We start from the raw sequence: 16,994 nt of genomic DNA, 5'->3' as shown, positions 1-16,994 counted from the left end.
GGTCAGGCTGGCCGAGATGGGGCGGGAGCCGGTCCGCTTCCTGCTGGACGGCGTGGAACGGACGGCTCTGGCGGGCGATACGGTGCTGACGGCGATCCTGGCCAACGCCCCGGCGCTGCGTCAGGCGGAATTCGGCTCGGAGCGGCGCGCCGGCTTCTGCCTGATGGGGGCCTGCCAGGATTGCTGGATCTGGCAGGAACAGGGCGCGCGCATCCGCGCCTGTTCCACCCCGGTGGCCGAGGGCATGCGGCTGCTGACCCGGACGCGGGGGGATTGGCCATGACCGCGCCCACCGAACCGGGTGTCGTGATCGTCGGCGCCGGCCCTGCCGGGATCCGTGCGGCGGAAACGTTGGCGGCGGCCGGACTGCGTCCGACGGTGATCGACGAGGGGGCGCGGGCCGGCGGGCAGATCCACCGGCGCCCGCCCGACGGCTTCACCCGACCGCCCGCGCCTTCCCCTGGCCGGCCGAACAGGTGCGTGCCCTGTCCGACGCCGCCGTCCTGTGCCGTTGCGAGGGGATCACCGCGGGTGCGGTGCGTCAAACGGCGGCCTATGGCGGGGCGGAGGTCAACCGGGTGAAATCCCTGGGCCGTGCCGGAATGGGGCGCTGCCAGGGCCGCTATTGCCAGCTTGCGGCGGCCGACCTGATTGCCGCCACCGGCGGGCTTGCCCATGCCGGCGACGTGGGACGCCTGCGCGCGCAAGCCCCGGTCCGCCCGACGCCGATCCGCGCGTTGCCGGAGGAGGAGTGATCACAGGAGCTTGTCGAGCGTGATCGGAAACTCCCGCACCCGCCGGCCGGTGGCGTTGTGGATGGCGTTGGCGACGGCGGCCCCGGTGCCGGTGATGCCGATCTCGCCGATGCCGCGGGCGCCCATCGGGGCATGGGGGTCCGGGATGTCGGTCCAGATCACCTCGATCTCCGGCACGTCCAGATGCACGGGAAGGTGATAGTCGGACAGGTTGCGGTTCATGATCCGGCCGTTCCGCCCGTCGAACTGCGTCTCCTCCATCAGGGCCAGCCCCAGCCCCATGATGATGCCGCCGCGGAACTGGCTCGCCGCCGTTTTCGGGTTGAGGATGCGGCCGCAGTCGAAGGAGCCCAGGAAGCGGCTGACCCGCGTCTCGCCGGTGATGGCGTTGACCCGCACCTCGCAGAACATCGCGCCGTGGGAATGCATCGACCAGTGCATCGTCTCCAGCGGCATCGGCGCGCTGCCTTCCACCACCAGTTCGCTGCGCCCCGACCGTGCCAGGATCGAGGCGTAGCTCTCGAACCGACCGGGCTCATCCAGCTTGCGCAGGCCGGCATCGGCGCATTCGACCTCGTCGGCACCGAGGCCGGCCAGCGGTGAGTCGTTGCCGGCCAGCTTCAGCAACTCGCCGACCAGTTCCTGGTGGGCCATCATCACGGAGAGGCCGACCGATGCCGTCTGCTGGGAGCCGCCGGCAAGGATGACGCCGGGCAACGAGGAGTCGCCGTAGCGGACCGTCACCGCGTCCAGCGGCAGGCCGAGCCGGTCGGCGGCGACCTGCGTGTGGGTGGTCGCGGTGCCCATGCCCATCTCGTGCGCCGCCACGTCGATGCGGGCATGCCCGGCGGCGTCCAGCGTGATGCGCGCCGCACCGCCGGGCATGCGATGGTAGGGATAGGTCGCGGTGGCGCAGCCCATGCCGACGAGCCACTCTCCCTCCCGCCGCGACCGGGGCACCGGGTTCCGGCGGTCCCAGCCGAAGCGCTGGGCGCCGGCCCGGTACGCCGCCACGATGTTGCGGGAGGAGAAGGGCCGGCCGGACAGCGGATCCTTCTCCGGTTCGTTGAGAATGCGCAGCTCGATCGGATCCATGCCGAGCTGTTCGGCCAGCTCGTCCATCGCGCATTCCAATGCCACGGTGCCGACCGCCTCGCCGGGTGCGCGCATGAAGGTGTTGGCGACCATGTCGAGGTAACAGGTCTGCACTTCCAGCGCGAAGGTCCGGGCGGCGTAGGCGCTCTGGGTCGGCAGGATGAAGGGCTCCGGCATCGGGCTGTGGCGCGTCTTCGGCGTCACGCCGCGGTGGATGATCGCCGTCAGGCGCCCATCGGCATCGGCACCGAGCGCCACCCGCTGCTCCGTCGGGCTGCGGCCGCCGACGATGCGGTACACGCCCTCGCGCGACAGGGCGATGCGGACCGGGCGACCGGCCAGCCGCGCCGCCGCCGCCGCGAGGATCTGGTGCTGCCACAGCCCCTTGGCGCCGAAGCCGCCGCCGACGAAGGGCGAACTGACATGAACCTGGGCCTCCTCCAGGCCGAAGATCTGCGCCATCGACCAGGCGGTGTGCGCGACCGCCTGCGTGGCGTCATGGACGAACAGCTCGTCGCCCCGCCAGACCAGCGTCGCGCCGTGCAGTTCCAGGGCGTTGTGATTGTGTCCCGGCGTGGCGAAGACCGCCTCGACCTTGTGGGGAGCGGCAGCCAGGGCCGCATCGGCATCGCCGACCACCGCGCGCAACGGCTCGCCCATGAAGGTTCCGACCTCGCACCCGTCGGCCGTCGGCAGCGAGGTCGCCGCCGGCTCCTCGGCATAGGTCACGCGGATCAGCGAGCGGGCATGGTCGGCCTGTTCCTGGGTTTCGGCCAGCACCAGGGCGAACGGCTCGCCGTTCCAGCGCACCCGGTCGTCCTGCATGACCGGCGAATCGTCGCCCGCCGCCGCCTTGTCCCCGCTGAGGAAGCGCGGCGGCGGGTTGAGGCGCGGCGCGTTGTGGTGGGTCATCACCAGCACCACGCCCGGCGCCGCCTCCGCCGCTCCGGTGTCGAGGGTAACGATGCGGCCTTTGGCGATGGTGCTGTAGGCGAGTGCGGCGTAGACCATGCCGTCCAGCGCGATTTCCGCCGCGAAGGGGGCGGCGCCCCGCACTTTCAACGGACCGTCGACCCGGCTGACCGGCTTGCCGATATGGCCGTGCTGGCGCCGGATCAGCGGGTCTGGACGACCGCCCGGCAGGAGGGCGCCGGGCGCCAGCTCGACGGCCTTCTTCATCACCGATTGCGCGATGCCCTGCGCCGCTTCCTTGCCCTTGTCGACGATGCTCATGCCCCGTCTCCCGCCAGCCTGTTTTCCGCCAACTCGCCGAGCACGGCGACGATGACCCGTTGCGCCAGTTCGATCTTGAAGGCGTTGTCCCGCAGCGGGGTGGCCTCCGCCAGTTCAGCGGCGGCGGCGGCCCGGAAGGTGACCTCGGTCGCGGGCTGACCGCGCAGAGCCTGCTCCGCCTTCGATGCGCGCCAGGGCTTGTGCGCGACGCCGCCGAGCGCGAGCCGCACATCCGTCACGGTCCCGTTCTCCACCGCCAGCGCGGCGGCGACCGAAACCAGGGCGAAGGCATAGCTCGACCGGTCGCGGACCTTGCGGTAGGTGGAGCGCGCCAGCGGCGGAAGGGCCGGCAGTTCCACCGCCGTGATGAGGTCGCCCGGCCGCAGCACCGTGTCGTGGTCGGGCTCTTCGCCGGGCAGCCGGTGCAACTCCCCGAAGGGCAGGCGGCGTTCGCCCTGGATCCCGGTCAGGTGAACGGTGGCGTCGAGGGCCGCCAGTGCCACGCACATGTCCGACGGGTGGGTCGCGACGCAGGATGGCGAGGCGCCGAGGATCGCATGCATGCGGTTGAAGCCGTCGATGGCGTCGCAGCCCTGGCCGGGCTCCCGCTTGTTGCAGCGCGATCCGGCCTGATCGTAGAAATAGGCGCAGCGCGTGCGCTGGAGAATGTTCCCGGCCACGGTCGCCATGTTGCGGATCTGCGGGGAGGCGCCGGCCAGGATCGCCCGCGCCAGAATCGGATAGCGGCTGCGGACCAGCCGATGTTCGGCAAGGGCGGTGTTGCGCACCGCCGCGCCGATCAGCAGGCCGCCGCCATCGGTCTCCGTGATCCGGTCCGACAGGCCGGTAACGTCCACAAGCGCCGTGGGACGTTCGATGGTCTCGCGCATCAGGTCGACGAGGTTGGTGCCGCCGCCGAGATACCGGGCGTCCGCTTGCTGACCGCCGGCAAGGCGGACCGCGGCATCCGCATCGGCCGCCTGCGTGTAGGTGAAGGGCGTCATTCCGCGGCCTCCGGATGTGCATTGGCCCGATAGGTTTCGGCGATGGCGTCGATGATGCCGTTGTGCGCGCCGCAGCGGCACAGGTTGCCGCTCATCCGCTCGCGCAGTTCGTCGCGGCTGTAGGGGATCGATGTGGCGTGGAGGTCGCCGGTGACGTGGCTGGGCACCCCGCGCCGCAATTCCTCGATCATGCCGATGGCCGAGCAGATCTGGCCGGGCGTGCAGTAGCCGCACTGGAAGCCGTCATGCTCGATGAAGGCCTGCTGCAACGGGTGCAGCGCACCGTCGGCGCCGATGCCTTCTATCGTGGTGACCGAACGCCCCTCATACTGCACCGCAAGCGCGAGGCAGGAGAGGATGCGCTGGCCGTCGACCAGCACCGTGCAGGCGCCGCAGGCTCCCTGGTCGCAGCCCTTCTTGGTGCCGGACAGGTGGAGCGTTTCGCGAAGCAGGTCGAGCAGGGAGACGCGTGGATCATCCGGCAACTCCACGTCGGTCCCGTTCACGGTGATACCCATCTGTTCCTCCCGGCGAGCCAGGGCCGGCCGGTGAGGACCGGCCGCCGCCTGAAGCGGGATAACAAGCGGGAAGCGATTTGGTGCCGTTCACGGTTGCGCGGCGTCAGTCGTCCGGCTGCGACGGGATGCCGTGCTTGCGCAGCTTGGCATAGAGGTTCGTGCGCGACAGGCCGAGCCTGCGGGCGGCCTCCAGCTTGTTCCCCCGGCTGTCCTCCAACGCTTCGAGGATGAGCGCCCGCTCCAACTCGTCCATCGCCGCGGCCAGGGAGCGTTTGCCATCGGGCGGGGGAGGGGGCTGGATCGTCGTGCCCGGAAGGATGTCCGCGAAATCCTCGGCCAGGATGCGTTCGCCTTCGGTGCGCACATAGACCTGTTCGATCACGTTGGCCAATTCACGGACATTGCCGGGCCAATCATGCTGCCGCAGCGCATCGAGCGCCGCAGCCGTCAGTTCGCGCATCGGCTGATCGAGGCTGATGGCGATCTTTTCGGAAAAGAGGGAGGCGAGGATCTCCAGGTCGTCCTTGCGGTCACGCAGTGCCGGCAGCTGGATCGGAAAGACGTTGAGACGATAGTAGAGGTCCGACCGGAAGGCGCCGCTCCGCACCATGTCGGCCAGCGGCCGGCTGGTCGCCGCGATGATGCGGACGTCGACCTTGACGACCTGATTGGACCCCAGCGGTTCGACCTCGCGCTCCTGCAGGGCGCGCAGCAGCTTGGCCTGCAAGGGCAGCGGCATGTCGCCGATCTCGTCGAGGAACAGCGTCCCGCCATGGGCCAGTTGGAACTTGCCGGGGCGCGGCTGGCGCCCTGCGCCCGTATAGGCCCCCGGCGCGACGCCGAAGAACTCCGCCTCCAGAAGATTTTCGGGAATGGCGGCGGTGTTGACCGCGACGAAGGGGCGATGGACCCGGTCCGAGGACGCATGGATCGACTGGGCCACCAGTTCCTTGCCGGTCCCGGTCTCTCCCAGCAGCAGCACCGCCGACCGTATTTGGCCCGCCCGGCGCACCAGCCGCTTGACCTGAAGCATGGCCGGGCTGAAGCCGATCAGGTTTTCGACCGTGTATTGGGAGGCCCGGCTTGCCGCCAATTCCTGCTCCACGCGGGTCAGGCGCGATTGCAGCTTGTTGAAGCGGTCGGCGATGGGCCGAAGATAAGTCAGGCTGTTCTTCAGGGCGAAGGCGAGGGCGCCGATGACCTCCCCCCGCTCGTCGCGCAGGGGCAGGCGGCTGACCAGCAGCGTGTGCTCGCCATAGCGCATGATGTCGAGCGGCAGCGACCGGCCGGTTTCCACCACCTCGCGCATCCGGCTGTGCGGGATGACGCGCTCCACCGGCTGGCCGATCAGGTCCGCGGTCGATCGCAGTCCGAGTTGCGCCATCAGCTTGTCGTTGAACCAGACATGCTTGTCGTTGGACCAGACGATGCGCGCATCCCGGTCGACCAGTATGGCGCCGTCGATCATCTCGTCGATCATCACCATCAGCGCACGTGCCGCGGCGAAGTGACCGGCAGGTTCCGACCGCATGCGACAGTCCTCCGCATCGCAGATTGTCAATATATTGTACATTATCTGTCAGAAAAATGAACAGGGCGAAAGCGCCCATTTGCAAGGGTGTCCGGCCGCGTCAGCGGGCGGACTGTCCGAAATCCATGTCTCCTGCATTCCCACATCGCACATCGCGCAATCAAAACCCTTTTCTTTCAACTGGTTGTCCGATTGGCACGCGCGTTGCTCTCCAACTTTCCACAAGGCGGCCCACCCAAACAATCCGCTTTACGTCTTATGTGCGGAGGGTGGCAGGACAGGGGCGTCAGGTCAGGCAGAGGGGGATATGCACGCGCCATGACAAAGCAGCGCATCGCGATCATCGGCGGCGGATTGATGGGGCACGGCATCGCGCAGGCCTTCGCCGCCGCCGGACATCGCGTCGCGATCCAGGAACCCGATGCCGGCCGCCGGGCGGCGATCCTCGGCCATATCCGTCGCAATCTGCAGATCCTGGGAGAGGACACCGCGGCCGCCGACCTGATCGACCCTCGGGAAGCGCTGGTGGACGCCGTCGCCGACGCCGACATCGTGATCGAAGCGGTGCCGGAGGATCTTGCCCTCAAGCAACGCGTCCTTGCCGCTGTCGAGGCTGCCGCTCCCGCCCACGCGCTTCTGGCCAGCAACACGTCGGTCATCCCGATCACCCGGATCATGGAGCCGCTCGGCGACAAGACCCGTGCCATGGGCACCCATTGGTGGAACCCGCCCCATCTGATCCCGCTGGTCGAGGTCATCCAGACCGGGGACACCGGCGATGCGGCGATTGCCGCGATGATCGGCCTGCTGGCGTCCATCGGCAAGAAGCCGGTGCATGTCCGCAAGGATGTCCCCGGCTTCATCGGCAACCGCCTGCAGCACGCGATGTGGCGCGAGGCGATCGCCCTGGTTGAGAACGGCGTCTGCGATGCCGAAACGGTGGATACCGTGGTCAAGGCAAGCTTCGGCCGTCGCCTCGCCGTATTGGGGCCGCTGGAGAACGCCGATCTCGTCGGCACCGACCTGACGCTGGCGGTGCACGAGCATCTCCTTGCCGATCTCGACCGCAGCGCCGGCCCGCAGAATCTCCTGCGCGATCTGGTCGCCTCCGGGCGGCTCGGCATGAAGGCGGGCGCCGGATTCCGGACCTGGACCGAGGCGCAGCGGCAGGAGGTCGCCGACGGCCTCGCCGCCCACCTCCGGCGCCTGGATGGCGTCGACCGCAACTGACCGCCGGCACGACCGCTTGGCGATGCTTGAGTTTCAATCGTCCGCAGCCTCACCGGCCGGACCCACATAGGAGGGCCATGCATGGCCGCAACACGGAACAAGGTCATCATCAGCTGCGCGCTGACCGGATCGATCCACACGCCCACCATGTCGGACGCCTTGCCGGTCACGCCCGACGAGATCGTCGAGCAGGGTGTCGGCGCGGCAGAGGCCGGGGCGGCGATCCTGCACCTGCACGCCCGCGATCCCCGCACCGGCCAGCCGACGCCGGACCCGGCGGTGTTCATGCGGTTCCTGCCGCGGCTGAAGCAGTCCACCGATGCGGTGCTGAACATCACCACCGGCGGCTCGCTGAACATGACGGTGCAGGAACGGCTTGCCGCCCCGCTTCTGGCCAAGCCGGAGATGTGCTCGCTCAACATGGGGTCGATGAATTTCGGCATCTTCCCCCTGGCCGACCGCTACAAGAACTGGAAGCACGACTGGGAGGAACCCTATCTGCGCAGCACCGACGACTTCATCTTCCGCAACACCTTCCGCGATATCGCCTATATCCTTGAACATCTGGGCGAGGGCTGCGGCACCCGCTTCGAGTTCGAGTGCTACGACGTCGGCCACCTGTACAACCTCGCGCATTTCCTCGACCGCGGGCTGGTGAAGACGCCGCTCTTCATCCAGACCATCTTCGGCATTCTCGGCGGCATCGGGGCGGAGGAGCGCAACCTCGTCTTCATGCGGGAGACCGCCGACCGCCTGTTCGGCAAGGATTACCAATGGTCGGTGCTGGCCGCCGGCCGCCACCAGATCCCCTTCACGACCATGGCCGCGGTGATGGGCGGCAATGTCCGCGTCGGGTTGGAGGACAGCCTCTATCTCGCCAAGGGCCGGCTCGCACGGAACAGCGCCGAGCAGGTGGCGAAGATCCGCCGCATCCTGGAGGAGCTGTCGCTGGAGGTCGCCACCCCCGCCGAGGCGCGCGCCATGCTCGACCTCAAGGGCGCCGACCAGGTGGCGTTCTGAGCCGCACCATTTTCTGACCGAGGGACGATAAATGCAGAACAGAAACGCCGTGGTCACCGGCTCCACCAGCGGCATCGGGCTGGCGACCGTGCGGGAACTGGCCGGCCGGGGCTGCCATGTGATGGTCAATGGCTTCGGCGACCGTGCGGAGATCGACCGGACCTGTGCCGGGATCGCGGAGCAAAGCGGGACCCGGATCGTCTATTCGGGCGCCGACCTCAGCCGGCCGGAGGAGGCCCGCGCCATGATGGCGGAGGCCGCGGACCTGCTGGGACCGGTGGACATCCTGGTGAACAATGCGGGCATCCAGCATGTCGCCGCCTTGCACGAGTTCCCCGACGACAAGTGGGACCTGCTGCTGGCGGTCAATCTGAGCGCGGCGTTCCATACCATCAAGGCGGCCGTGCCGGCGATGCGCGAGCGGCGCTGGGGGCGCATCGTCAACACCGCCTCCGTGCTGGGCATGGTAGGCGCCCCGCACAAGCCCGCCTATGTCGCCGCCAAGCACGGCATCATCGGCCTGACCAAGTCCGTGTCGATCGAACTCGCCCCCCACGGCATCACCTGCAACGCGGTGTGTCCCGGCACCGTGCTGACCCCAATCATCGAGAAGCAGATCGCCCAGCAGGCGCAGGTCACCGGCCTGCCCGAGGATCAGGTCCTGAAGGCGGTGTTCCTGGAAAAGATGCCGACCGGTCGGCTGATCGCCCCGGAAGAGGTCGCCGCCGCCATCGCCTTCCTCTGCTCCGACGCCGCGGCATCGATCACCGGGGCGGTCATCCCCGTGGACGGCGGCTATACCACCCATTGAGCCTTCGTCCCGAGAGTCTCCGGGCGCCGCCGTCGCCGGCGACTGCCCCAAGCACCAAGAACTGTCAGAATTGGGAGTGAAACATGCGCAAAGTCCTTCTCGCCGGCGCCGCTTTGGCCACGCTGGCCACCACCGGCACGGCGAATGCCCAGATGTCCGACAGCGTCATCAAGATCGGCATGCTGTCCGACCGGTCCGGCATCTACGCCGACATCAACGGTGAAGGATCGGCCATCGCCGCAAGGATGGCGGCCGAGGAGTTCGGCAACGCCGTGAACGGCACCAAGATCGAGATCATCGTCGGCGACCACCAGAACAAGGCGGACATCGCCGCCAATCTGGCGCGGCAATGGATCGACACCGAAAAGGTCGATGTCGTCGCCGACGTGCCGAATTCCGCCGCCGCTTTGGCCGTCCAAGGGATCACACGGGACAAGAAGCGCCTCTTCCTGATGTCCGGCCCCGGCTCCACCGACCTGACGGGCAAGGAATGCAGCCCCTACGGCTTCCAGTGGACTTGGGACAATCATGCCGTGGCGTCGGCCACCGCCCGTGCGCTGGTCGAGCAGGGGCGGAAGAGCTGGTTCTTCATCACCGCCGACTATGCCTTCGGCCATTCGCTGGAAGCCGAAGCGGTCAACACGGTCAAGCAGCTCGGCGGCTCGGTCAAGGGCAGCGTGCGCCATCCGCTGGGGGCGTCCGACTTCTCCTCCTACCTGCTGCAGGCACAGGCGTCGGGTGCGGATGTGGTGGCCTTCGCCAATGCCGGCGGCGACACCATCAATGGCGTCAAACAGGCGGCCGAGTTCGGCATTCCCCAGGGCGGCCAGACGCTTGCCGGCCTGCTGCTGAACGTCAACGACATCCATGCGCTCGGGCTGGAGACCGCGCAGAGCCTGATGTTTGCCAACTCCTTCTACTGGGACATGACCGACGAGACCCGCGCCTGGTCGAAGAAGTTCGAGGAGCGCACCGGGCGCAAGCCGTCGATGAACCAGGCCGGCGTCTATTCGGCGGTCCGGCATTACCTGCAGGCGGTCAAGGAGGCCGGCACCGACGATACCGACAAGGTGGCGGCCAAGATGCGGTCCATGCCGATCACCGACATGATGATGAAGGACGCGAAGATCGCCGCCAACGGCCGGATCTTCAACGACATGTATCTGGCCCAGGTGAAGACGCCGGCCGAGTCCAAATATGCCTGGGATTACTTCAAGATCGTCAAGACCGTGCCCGCCGCTCAAGCCTACATCGACCCGAAGGACAGCGGCTGTCCGCTCGTCAAATGAGGGGAAAAGGGGAGCGGACGCGCTCCCCTCTTGCTCTGCTCTTCGTCGGACCGTGCGTGCGGGAGCGTCCCGCAGGGAGTTTCGACGTCAGTGGAGCGTCGTAGCTGCCGGCTAGGGGGCGGTGCGGGAGGTCTCGCTAGAACGGCCGATCCCGAGCAGCTGATAGAGGCCGAGCGCCGCGATGGTCGCGGTGCCGATGCCGCCGATGGAGAAGCCTCCGGCAGAAATGGTGAAGTTGCCGGCGCCGAGAACCAGCGTCACCCCGACGGTGATGAGGTTGCGCGGATCGGAGAAGTCGACGCGGTTGTCGACCCACAGGCGCACCATCGCCGCGGCGATCAGGCCGAAGACGACCGTCGCCAGCCCGCCCAGCACCGGGGCCGGAATGGTTCGCAGCAGGGCGCCGAACTTCGGCGAGAAGCCCAGGAAGATCGCGGCGACCGCGGCGACGACGAAGATGAGCGTGGAGAAGACGCGGGTGACCGCCATCACGCCCATGTTCTCGACATAGGTCGTGACACCGGTACCGCCGCCGCTGCCCGAGACGATGGTGGCGATGCCGTCGCCGATGAAGCCGCGGCCGATGTAGCGGTCGAGGTTGCGCCCGGTCATGGCGCCGATGGCCTTGATGTGGCCGAGATTCTCGGCGACCAGGATGAAGGCGATGGGGGCGACGAGGGCCATGGCGCCGGCATCGAAGCTGGGCGTGCGGAACTCCGGCATGCCGAACCACGGGGCGGCGGCCAGTTCCGCGAAGCTGACCGGCGGCAGCAGGCCGAACCCGTTGGCCAGCACGAGATAGAAGACATAGCCCGCCGCGATGCCGGCGAGGATCGAGAGCCGCCGGATGGCGAGTGGGGCATAGACCGCGATGACGGCGGTGGCGACCAGCGTGAACAGGGCGACGAGGGTGTGCGGGCCCGTCCCCTCGATGCCCTTGACGGCCACGGGGGACAGGTTGAGGCCGATTGCGGCCCCCACCGCGCCGGTCACCGCCGGCGGCATCAGCCGCTCGATCCAGCCGGTGCTGGTGTAGGTCACGAGCAGGCCGATGAGGACATAGAGCACGCCGGCCGCGATGATGCCGCCCAGCGCCGGCCCGATGTTCGGATTGGCGCCCTGGCCGCTGTACCCCGTCACCGCGATCACCACGGCGATGAACGAGAAGGAGGAGCCGAGATAGCTCGGCACGCGCCCGGCGGTGAGCACGAGGAAGATCAGCGTGCCGATGCCGGAAAACAGCACCGCGAGGTTTGGATCAAACCCCATCAGCAACGGCCCGAGGATGGTCGAGCCGGACATGGCGACCAGATGCTGGATGCCGAGCGTCATCGTCGAGCCCCAGGGAAGGCGCTCGTCCGGCTGGACGACGGGGCCGGTCGCAAGCGGCCAACGCGGGAAGAAATCTGCCATGGAGGTTCTGTCCGAAGCTGTGTGGAAAGGCGCCGTTGCCGGGGAAATGTTCAGGCCATACCAGGCCAAGAAATTGACGATCTGATTAATTCTGGCAAGCAGGACGCCTTCCGTGGGAACGACGCCCGCTTTTTGGCGCCCGCGGCGCCGTTGCGCCACATCTTTATGCAAACCGCCGCATGCAAACCGCCGCACTTGGGTCATGTGCGGTCATGGCTTTTGTCCCACTGTACATCGAAGGCCGCAGGCATATGGTCTACAGAAGTCCTGAGCCAGGAGAGTGATGGATGTCTGGAAAGCTGCTGAGTGAGCGACGGGTCCTCATCGTTGAGGACGAATTCCTCGTCACCGTCGTTTTGGAGGCGGCGGTCCAGGAGGCAGGTGCCAGTGTTGTTCGGCTCGCCGCTTCCACCGCGGACGCACTTGCGCTGATCGAAGCGGAGAGCTTCGATGTCGCACTTCTGGACGCCCGATTGGATGATGAGCCGGTCACCGCCATTGCCGAGGCGCTGGACGCGCGGAACATCCCATTTGTATTTCATTCGGGATACGGCCCCGAGCATCTCCCAAGCGCCCACCGTCATCGCCCGCTGCTGCGCAAGCCATCGCTGTCATCCAGTGTCGTGCAGGCGCTGCATGAGGTGATGAAATGACCGAAGGCGGATGATCGTCTCCAGCGCATTGAACAGTGATGAGTTCCTCGAACATTCACCGTTGCCCGACGCGGCGGCCTACATCCCTTTGGCCAACTCCACCAGAACCGAGGGCATGTCGTCGATGTGGAGGATGTAGTCGGGGTGATCGTCACGCAGTGCGCTGAGCGGCATCGAGGGCGCTTCGGCTTCGTGCGGTTGCTGAACGATCATGAGGCCGCCTTGCGCCTTGATGGCTCTGGCTCCCGCCGTTGCGTCGGAATCCCCGCCGGTCAGCACGATTCCGACCGTTCTCGGCCCGTATGCCGCTGCCGCCGATTCGAAAAGCGGGTCCGCTGCCGGGCGGGTGTGGCGGACCTTGGGCCCTCGATCGAGGTGAATGACCCCCATCTGCAGCCGCATGTGGAGGTCGGGGGGCGCAACGTAGATCCGGCCACGTTCGATGGGCTGGCCATGAACGGGATGATAGGCCGGCATGGGGCCGGCTCGGCTCAGGAGATGGGGCAGAAGACTTGGGCGGTGGGCGCCGATGTGTACGACGACGAAAATGGTCGCGGCCAAGTCACCAGGAAGTTGGCTGACCAGCCGCTGGAGCGCCTGAACGCCACCGGCGGAGGCCGCAACCACGACAATGTCCCGAGTCTGCCTATCCATGCCGGACTCTTATCGTTCGGTTCCGTCGATCATCATCGTGGGATCAACGGCGGACGCGGCCGTCCCGCACCGTCCTTTTCGAATTTTCGTCATGCCCGATCAGCCAAGCCGGGTTCGCCACTCCCCGTTCAGGCGATGACATTGTACAGCACGCGGACAATGGCAGCGGGATCTGACGGTTTGCGGAGCAAGGGCCGGTGCCGGTGCTGTGGCGGCAGATGTTCCGGTCCATATCCCGAGTGGAAGATGAAGGGCTTCGCGCCGGCTTCCAGCGCGTCGGCGATGGCGGTGACCCGCTCGTCATCCAGGCGGCCATCCAGGACGGCGGCGTCGAAATCTTCCCGCTCGATCAGCGCCAGAGCGTCCGCCACGCAGCCGGCCATGCCGACGATCGTGGCCCCAGCATCCAGCAGTATTTCCTCCAACGCCATGGCGATCAGCAATTCGTCCTCGACGATCACGATCCGGCATCCATCGAGGCGCTTGCCGGACATCGGGCTGTCGATCCTCGGGCTATCGATCGTCGTGCTTTCGGTCATCGGGCTTTCTCGGGGAGGTCGGGTGCTTCGTCGTCGCTCCTCAACTGGGCGATTGGTATGGTGAAGGTCGCCTCAAGGCCGGTCGGACGGTAATCGACCACGGCGTCGCCACGCAGTTCGTAGCGGATCTGCTGGGTGATCAGTTTGGAGCCGAAGCCATGATGGGAGGGCGGCGACAGCGCCGGACCACCCGTCTCGCGCCAATGGACAAGCAGTGCCGGATCGGCATCCCCCTGACCGGTCTCCCATCTCACGACGACGCGGCCCTCCGCCACGGACAATGCGCCGTATTTCACGGCGTTGGTCACCAACTCGTGGATCACCATGCCGAGCGCCAGCGCGGCCTTGGGCCGGAGTTGAACCGCGGGTCCTTCAACGACGAACCGTCCTTCGCTGCCGGCATAGGGTTTCACCTCGTTGAGCACGATGTCGTTCAGGGGAATATTCCCCCATCGGTCACGGGTCAGCAGATCGTAGGTGCCGGCAACCGCCTGCAGGCGTCCGAGGAACGCCGTGCATTCCGGTGCGTTGGCGATCGTCTTCAGCGTCTGCTGGGCCAGGGCGATCACGACGGCGAGCATGTTCTTGACCCGATGGTCGAGCTCGCCGATCAACTGGCGCTGCTGCTCCTCGGCCTCCTTGAGCGACGTGACATCCACGAAGGTCAACAACAGGCCTTCCAAATCGCTGCGGGCGTTCCGGTAGGGCAGGATGCGCATGATGTAGTGCCTGGTGCCGTCACGGGAGCGGACCGCCTTTTCCACCGGCTCCGGCCCCGAAAGCGCATGACCGAGATCCTGATCCAGATCGACCCGATCGAGATGACTGGCGATATCGGTCAGCGGCCGGCCGCGGTCGCTCGCGATCAGATTGAAGATTCGGGTGACCGCCGGCGTGAAGCTCCTGATCTGCAGCGACCGGTCCAGGAAGACGATACCGATCTGGGTGCTGTTGAACAGATTCTGGAGGTCGTTGTTCGACTGGTCCAGTTCCTCCACCTTGCCGTTGAGTTCGATGTTGACGGCATGGAGCTCTTCGTTGACGGACTGCGTTTCCTCCTTGGCCGTTTCCAGTTCTTCGTTGGTCGATTGCAGCTCCTCATTGACCGAGATGAGTTCCTCGTTGGCGGACTTCAGCTCCTCCAGCGAGGTCTCGTACTCTTCGATCGTGCTCTGAAGACGTTCCTTGGTATCGCGAAGCTCACGCTCCAACTGCTCCACCGCAACGGGATCCTGATTCCATTGGCTCTCCCTGCCGTAAATTTCCTCCGGCGGACTCGGGCGGCCGACATCGGAAAACAGGACCAGGAAATAGGCTTCCTCGTCGCGGTCGAACGGTTCGATCGTCAGATCCAGCACCTGGACGCGATCGTCCACCTCCACCGCAAGGTGCTTGCGGGTCACCGGCTTGTGGGTCTGCATCGCCTCGTGCAGGGCGCCGCGCAGATCCAGCCGCAACCCCTTGCGGGCCAGCGCCAGTAGCTGGCGGTTCGGGGCGCCCGGCGGCGCCTGAAGGTACTTGCCGGTGTTGGCGGAGTAGTAGACGACCTCGCCGTTCTGGTTGACGACGACATGGGCCGGGGCGAAGCGCTCCAGAACGCGCGCCTCCACATGCCCGCGCAGGTTGGCGGCATTGGACTGGATGGAGCGGGGCGTATCGGCCGTTCCACGAACCGAGCGGCCGCCATGCTCCGCCAAAGCGAACGGAATGGTCACCGAGACGGTGTCCTCCCGGCGGAACAGACGGTGCTTCTTGTCGATGGGCACGAACAGGGCCTGGTGCTGCCCGATCGTCTCGGCCACGCCGAGGAACAGATAGGCACTGGGGCGCAGCGCATAATGGAACATCGGGATGACCTGATCCTGAAGCTCCGCCCCCAGGTAGATGAGCAGGTTGCGGCAGGAAATCAGGTCGATGCGCGAAAATGGCGGGTCGCGGACGATGCTGTGCGCCGAGAAGATGCACAGGTCGCGCACCTCCTTGCGGACGACATAGCTGGTGCCGTCCTCGATGAAATGACGTTTGAGCCGGTCCGCCGGGACATCCCGCACCAGGCTGGCGGGATAGCGCCCGGTGCGGGCCACTTCCAGCGCATGCTCGTCGATGTCGGTGGCGAAGACCTGGATCTTGGGCACGGAGTGGAGAGTTTCCGCATACTCCGACAGCAGCATGGCGATGGAGTAGACCTCCTCGCCGGTGGCGCAGCCGGGAACCCAGACGCGCACCGCATCGCCGACGCTCTTCCCGGCGAACAGATGCGGGATGACCTGCTCCTCCAACGCCTGGAAGGTCTCGCCATCGCGGAAGAAGGTGGTGACGCCGATCAACAGGTCGCGAAACAGCGCCGCGGCTTCGGTGCGATCCTCCCGCAGATAGTCGACATAGCTATCGATGTCCGTCAGCCGCAGGGCCTGCATCCGGCGTTGGACGCGACGCAGGAAGGTGTTGTGCTTATAGCCCCGGAAGTCGTGCCCGATCTGGTTGCGCAGGATCGTGGTGATGCTTCGGCGCGCAGCTTCCAGCCGCGGGTCCTCACGCACATCCTTCTCGTTCGTCAGGTCGCCCAGCGGCGTGGCGGTTCGCGTGTAGTCCACCAGCGTCGCCGCCATCGTCTCCACCGGCGCGACAAGGTCGACGAGACCGGTGGCGATGGCGCTGTTCGGCATTCCGTCATGGCGGGGGATGCCGTCATGGCCCTGGGCGATGGTGAAGCCGCCCCGCTCCTTGATCGCCTTGACGCCCAGGGTACCGTCGCTGCCGCTGCCCGACAGGATGATGCCGACGGCCCTTTCCCCACAGTCGTCGGCCAGGGAGCCGAGGAAGATGTCGATCGGGTTGCGCTTGCGATGGGCGGCATTGTCCGGCCGGACACGCAGCCGGCCATTCTCGATGGTCAGCAGGGTTCCCGGCTGCAGGGTGTAGATGCGGTCGGGTTCGACCTCATCCCCATCACGCGCCTCGCGCGCCGGTGTGGGGGTGCATCGGCCGATGATGTCCGCCAACAGGCTTTCGTGCTGCGGCGCCAGATGGGTGACGACCACGAAGGCCATGCCGCTGTCGGCGGGCAAGGCGCGGAACAGTCCCTCCAAGGCCTCCACCCCGCCGGCGGACGCGCCGATGCCGACGATCGGGAAGGATGCCTTATCGCTCATGGTACTGCCCTTCCGCGGCTCCCGAAGGACCGAACCGATATCGTCTGAGGGTGCCGCTGATGGCGTGTTTGCCGACAGCGCATTTCTCGATGGTTCA

Annotated in this window: 16 protein-coding genes; 8 read left to right on the top strand and 8 right to left on the bottom strand. The window is 66.9% G+C overall.

The window, feature by feature from the left end; all coding sequences use genetic code 11:
• Positions 1-16 precede the first annotated feature (16 nt).
• The 3 genes from J2Y49_RS19765 to J2Y49_RS19760 are packed head-to-tail and all read left to right on the top strand — an operon-like array spanning position 17 to position 755.
• The gene (locus J2Y49_RS19765; protein ID WP_310116606.1) at positions 17-283 is read left to right on the top strand and encodes a (2Fe-2S)-binding protein; all 267 of its coding nucleotides are present in this window, start codon (positions 17-19) and stop codon (positions 281-283) included.
• Entirely contained in the window at positions 280-582 is a 303-nt protein-coding gene (locus J2Y49_RS32435) for an NAD(P)-binding protein (RefSeq protein ID WP_409017876.1), read from the top strand. The genes J2Y49_RS19765 and J2Y49_RS32435 overlap by 4 nt, the downstream gene beginning before the upstream one ends.
• Positions 477-755 (top strand): (2Fe-2S)-binding protein, encoded by a 279-nt coding sequence (locus J2Y49_RS19760; RefSeq protein WP_310116605.1) that lies wholly within the window; start codon positions 477-479, stop codon positions 753-755. Before J2Y49_RS32435 ends, J2Y49_RS19760 begins: the two co-directional genes overlap by 106 nt.
• Here J2Y49_RS19760 and J2Y49_RS19755 read toward each other — a convergent pair whose 3' ends face one another.
• The 4 genes from J2Y49_RS19755 to J2Y49_RS19740 form a co-directional block, all read right to left on the bottom strand.
• On the bottom strand, positions 756-3,083 hold the full coding sequence (locus tag J2Y49_RS19755) for a xanthine dehydrogenase family protein molybdopterin-binding subunit (protein ID WP_310116604.1): 2,328 nt from the start codon (positions 3,081-3,083) through the stop codon (positions 756-758).
• Positions 3,080-4,087: a xanthine dehydrogenase family protein subunit M gene (locus tag J2Y49_RS19750; RefSeq protein WP_310116603.1), complete on the bottom strand. Its 1,008-nt coding sequence runs from the start codon at positions 4,085-4,087 to the stop codon at positions 3,080-3,082. The genes J2Y49_RS19755 and J2Y49_RS19750 overlap by 4 nt, the downstream gene beginning before the upstream one ends.
• Positions 4,084-4,605, bottom strand: coding sequence for a 2Fe-2S iron-sulfur cluster-binding protein (locus J2Y49_RS19745; RefSeq protein ID WP_310116602.1), 522 nt, complete (start codon positions 4,603-4,605; stop codon positions 4,084-4,086). The genes J2Y49_RS19750 and J2Y49_RS19745 overlap by 4 nt, the downstream gene beginning before the upstream one ends.
• A 103-nt stretch (positions 4,606-4,708) precedes the next feature.
• Positions 4,709-6,136, bottom strand: a complete 1,428-nt coding sequence (locus J2Y49_RS19740; protein WP_310116601.1) for a sigma 54-interacting transcriptional regulator — start codon at positions 6,134-6,136, stop codon at positions 4,709-4,711.
• Positions 6,137-6,454: 318 nt separating this feature from the next.
• Between J2Y49_RS19740 and J2Y49_RS19735 the strand changes: the two genes are divergently transcribed.
• The 4 genes from J2Y49_RS19735 to J2Y49_RS19720 all read left to right on the top strand — a co-directional run bounded on the left by J2Y49_RS19735 (position 6,455) and on the right by J2Y49_RS19720 (position 10,486).
• On the top strand, positions 6,455-7,366 hold the full coding sequence (locus J2Y49_RS19735; RefSeq protein WP_310116600.1) for a 3-hydroxyacyl-CoA dehydrogenase NAD-binding domain-containing protein: 912 nt from the start codon (positions 6,455-6,457) through the stop codon (positions 7,364-7,366).
• An 81-nt stretch (positions 7,367-7,447) separates the two neighbouring features.
• Entirely contained in the window at positions 7,448-8,386 is a 939-nt protein-coding gene (locus J2Y49_RS19730; RefSeq protein WP_310116599.1) for a 3-keto-5-aminohexanoate cleavage protein, read from the top strand.
• A 31-nt stretch (positions 8,387-8,417) separates the two neighbouring features.
• Positions 8,418-9,197: a 3-hydroxybutyrate dehydrogenase gene (locus J2Y49_RS19725; RefSeq protein WP_310116598.1), complete on the top strand. Its 780-nt coding sequence runs from the start codon at positions 8,418-8,420 to the stop codon at positions 9,195-9,197.
• Positions 9,198-9,280: 83 nt separating this feature from the next.
• Positions 9,281-10,486 (top strand): ABC transporter substrate-binding protein, encoded by a 1,206-nt coding sequence (locus J2Y49_RS19720; RefSeq protein ID WP_310116597.1) that lies wholly within the window; start codon positions 9,281-9,283, stop codon positions 10,484-10,486.
• Positions 10,487-10,597: 111 nt separating this feature from the next.
• Here the strand turns inward: J2Y49_RS19720 and J2Y49_RS19715 are convergent, their stop codons facing one another.
• Complete coding sequence (locus J2Y49_RS19715; RefSeq protein ID WP_310116596.1) at positions 10,598-11,899, bottom strand: solute carrier family 23 protein; 1,302 nt, start codon at positions 11,897-11,899, stop codon at positions 10,598-10,600.
• A 287-nt stretch (positions 11,900-12,186) separates the two neighbouring features.
• Between J2Y49_RS19715 and J2Y49_RS19710 the strand changes: the two genes are divergently transcribed.
• Positions 12,187-12,552: a response regulator gene (locus J2Y49_RS19710; RefSeq protein ID WP_310116595.1), complete on the top strand. Its 366-nt coding sequence runs from the start codon at positions 12,187-12,189 to the stop codon at positions 12,550-12,552.
• Between the two features lie 78 nt (positions 12,553-12,630).
• Here J2Y49_RS19710 and J2Y49_RS19705 read toward each other — a convergent pair whose 3' ends face one another.
• The 3 genes from J2Y49_RS19705 to J2Y49_RS19695 form a co-directional block, all read right to left on the bottom strand.
• The gene (locus J2Y49_RS19705) at positions 12,631-13,206 is read right to left on the bottom strand and encodes a chemotaxis protein CheB (protein WP_310116594.1); all 576 of its coding nucleotides are present in this window, start codon (positions 13,204-13,206) and stop codon (positions 12,631-12,633) included.
• A 128-nt stretch (positions 13,207-13,334) separates the two neighbouring features.
• Complete coding sequence (locus tag J2Y49_RS19700; protein WP_310116593.1) at positions 13,335-13,745, bottom strand: response regulator; 411 nt, start codon at positions 13,743-13,745, stop codon at positions 13,335-13,337.
• Positions 13,742-16,897: a chemotaxis protein CheB gene (locus J2Y49_RS19695; RefSeq protein WP_310116591.1), complete on the bottom strand. Its 3,156-nt coding sequence runs from the start codon at positions 16,895-16,897 to the stop codon at positions 13,742-13,744. The genes J2Y49_RS19700 and J2Y49_RS19695 overlap by 4 nt, the downstream gene beginning before the upstream one ends.
• Positions 16,898-16,994: the final 97 nt, after the last annotated feature.

The sequence above is a fragment of the Azospirillum sp. BE72 genome, assembly GCF_031455875.1.
Classification (GTDB): domain Bacteria; phylum Pseudomonadota; class Alphaproteobacteria; order Azospirillales; family Azospirillaceae; genus Azospirillum.
The sequence above is the reverse complement of the archived record's forward strand: the minus strand, read 5'-3'. Positions and strand labels throughout refer to the sequence as shown.

Bases quoted from the DNA above. Each gene is read 5' to 3' on its own strand.
- J2Y49_RS19765 (WP_310116606.1), top strand. From the start codon at position 17: ATGGGGCGGGAGCCGGTCCGCTTCCTGCTGGACGGCGTGGAACGGACG.
- J2Y49_RS32435 (WP_409017876.1), top strand. From the start codon at position 280: ATGACCGCGCCCACCGAACCGGGTGTCGTGATCGTCGGCGCCGGCCCT.
- J2Y49_RS19755 (WP_310116604.1), bottom strand. From the start codon at position 3,083: ATGAGCATCGTCGACAAGGGCAAGGAAGCGGCGCAGGGCATCGCGCAA.
- J2Y49_RS19750 (WP_310116603.1), bottom strand. From the start codon at position 4,087: ATGACGCCCTTCACCTACACGCAGGCGGCCGATGCGGATGCCGCGGTC.
- J2Y49_RS19745 (WP_310116602.1), bottom strand. From the start codon at position 4,605: ATGGGTATCACCGTGAACGGGACCGACGTGGAGTTGCCGGATGATCCA.
- J2Y49_RS19740 (WP_310116601.1), bottom strand. From the start codon at position 6,136: ATGCGGTCGGAACCTGCCGGTCACTTCGCCGCGGCACGTGCGCTGATG.
- J2Y49_RS19735 (WP_310116600.1), top strand. From the start codon at position 6,455: ATGACAAAGCAGCGCATCGCGATCATCGGCGGCGGATTGATGGGGCAC.
- J2Y49_RS19730 (WP_310116599.1), top strand. From the start codon at position 7,448: ATGGCCGCAACACGGAACAAGGTCATCATCAGCTGCGCGCTGACCGGA.
- J2Y49_RS19725 (WP_310116598.1), top strand. From the start codon at position 8,418: ATGCAGAACAGAAACGCCGTGGTCACCGGCTCCACCAGCGGCATCGGG.
- J2Y49_RS19720 (WP_310116597.1), top strand. From the start codon at position 9,281: ATGCGCAAAGTCCTTCTCGCCGGCGCCGCTTTGGCCACGCTGGCCACC.
- J2Y49_RS19715 (WP_310116596.1), bottom strand. From the start codon at position 11,899: ATGGCAGATTTCTTCCCGCGTTGGCCGCTTGCGACCGGCCCCGTCGTC.
- J2Y49_RS19710 (WP_310116595.1), top strand. From the start codon at position 12,187: ATGTCTGGAAAGCTGCTGAGTGAGCGACGGGTCCTCATCGTTGAGGAC.
- J2Y49_RS19705 (WP_310116594.1), bottom strand. From the start codon at position 13,206: ATGGATAGGCAGACTCGGGACATTGTCGTGGTTGCGGCCTCCGCCGGT.
- J2Y49_RS19700 (WP_310116593.1), bottom strand. From the start codon at position 13,745: ATGACCGAAAGCACGACGATCGATAGCCCGAGGATCGACAGCCCGATG.
- J2Y49_RS19695 (WP_310116591.1), bottom strand. From the start codon at position 16,897: ATGAGCGATAAGGCATCCTTCCCGATCGTCGGCATCGGCGCGTCCGCC.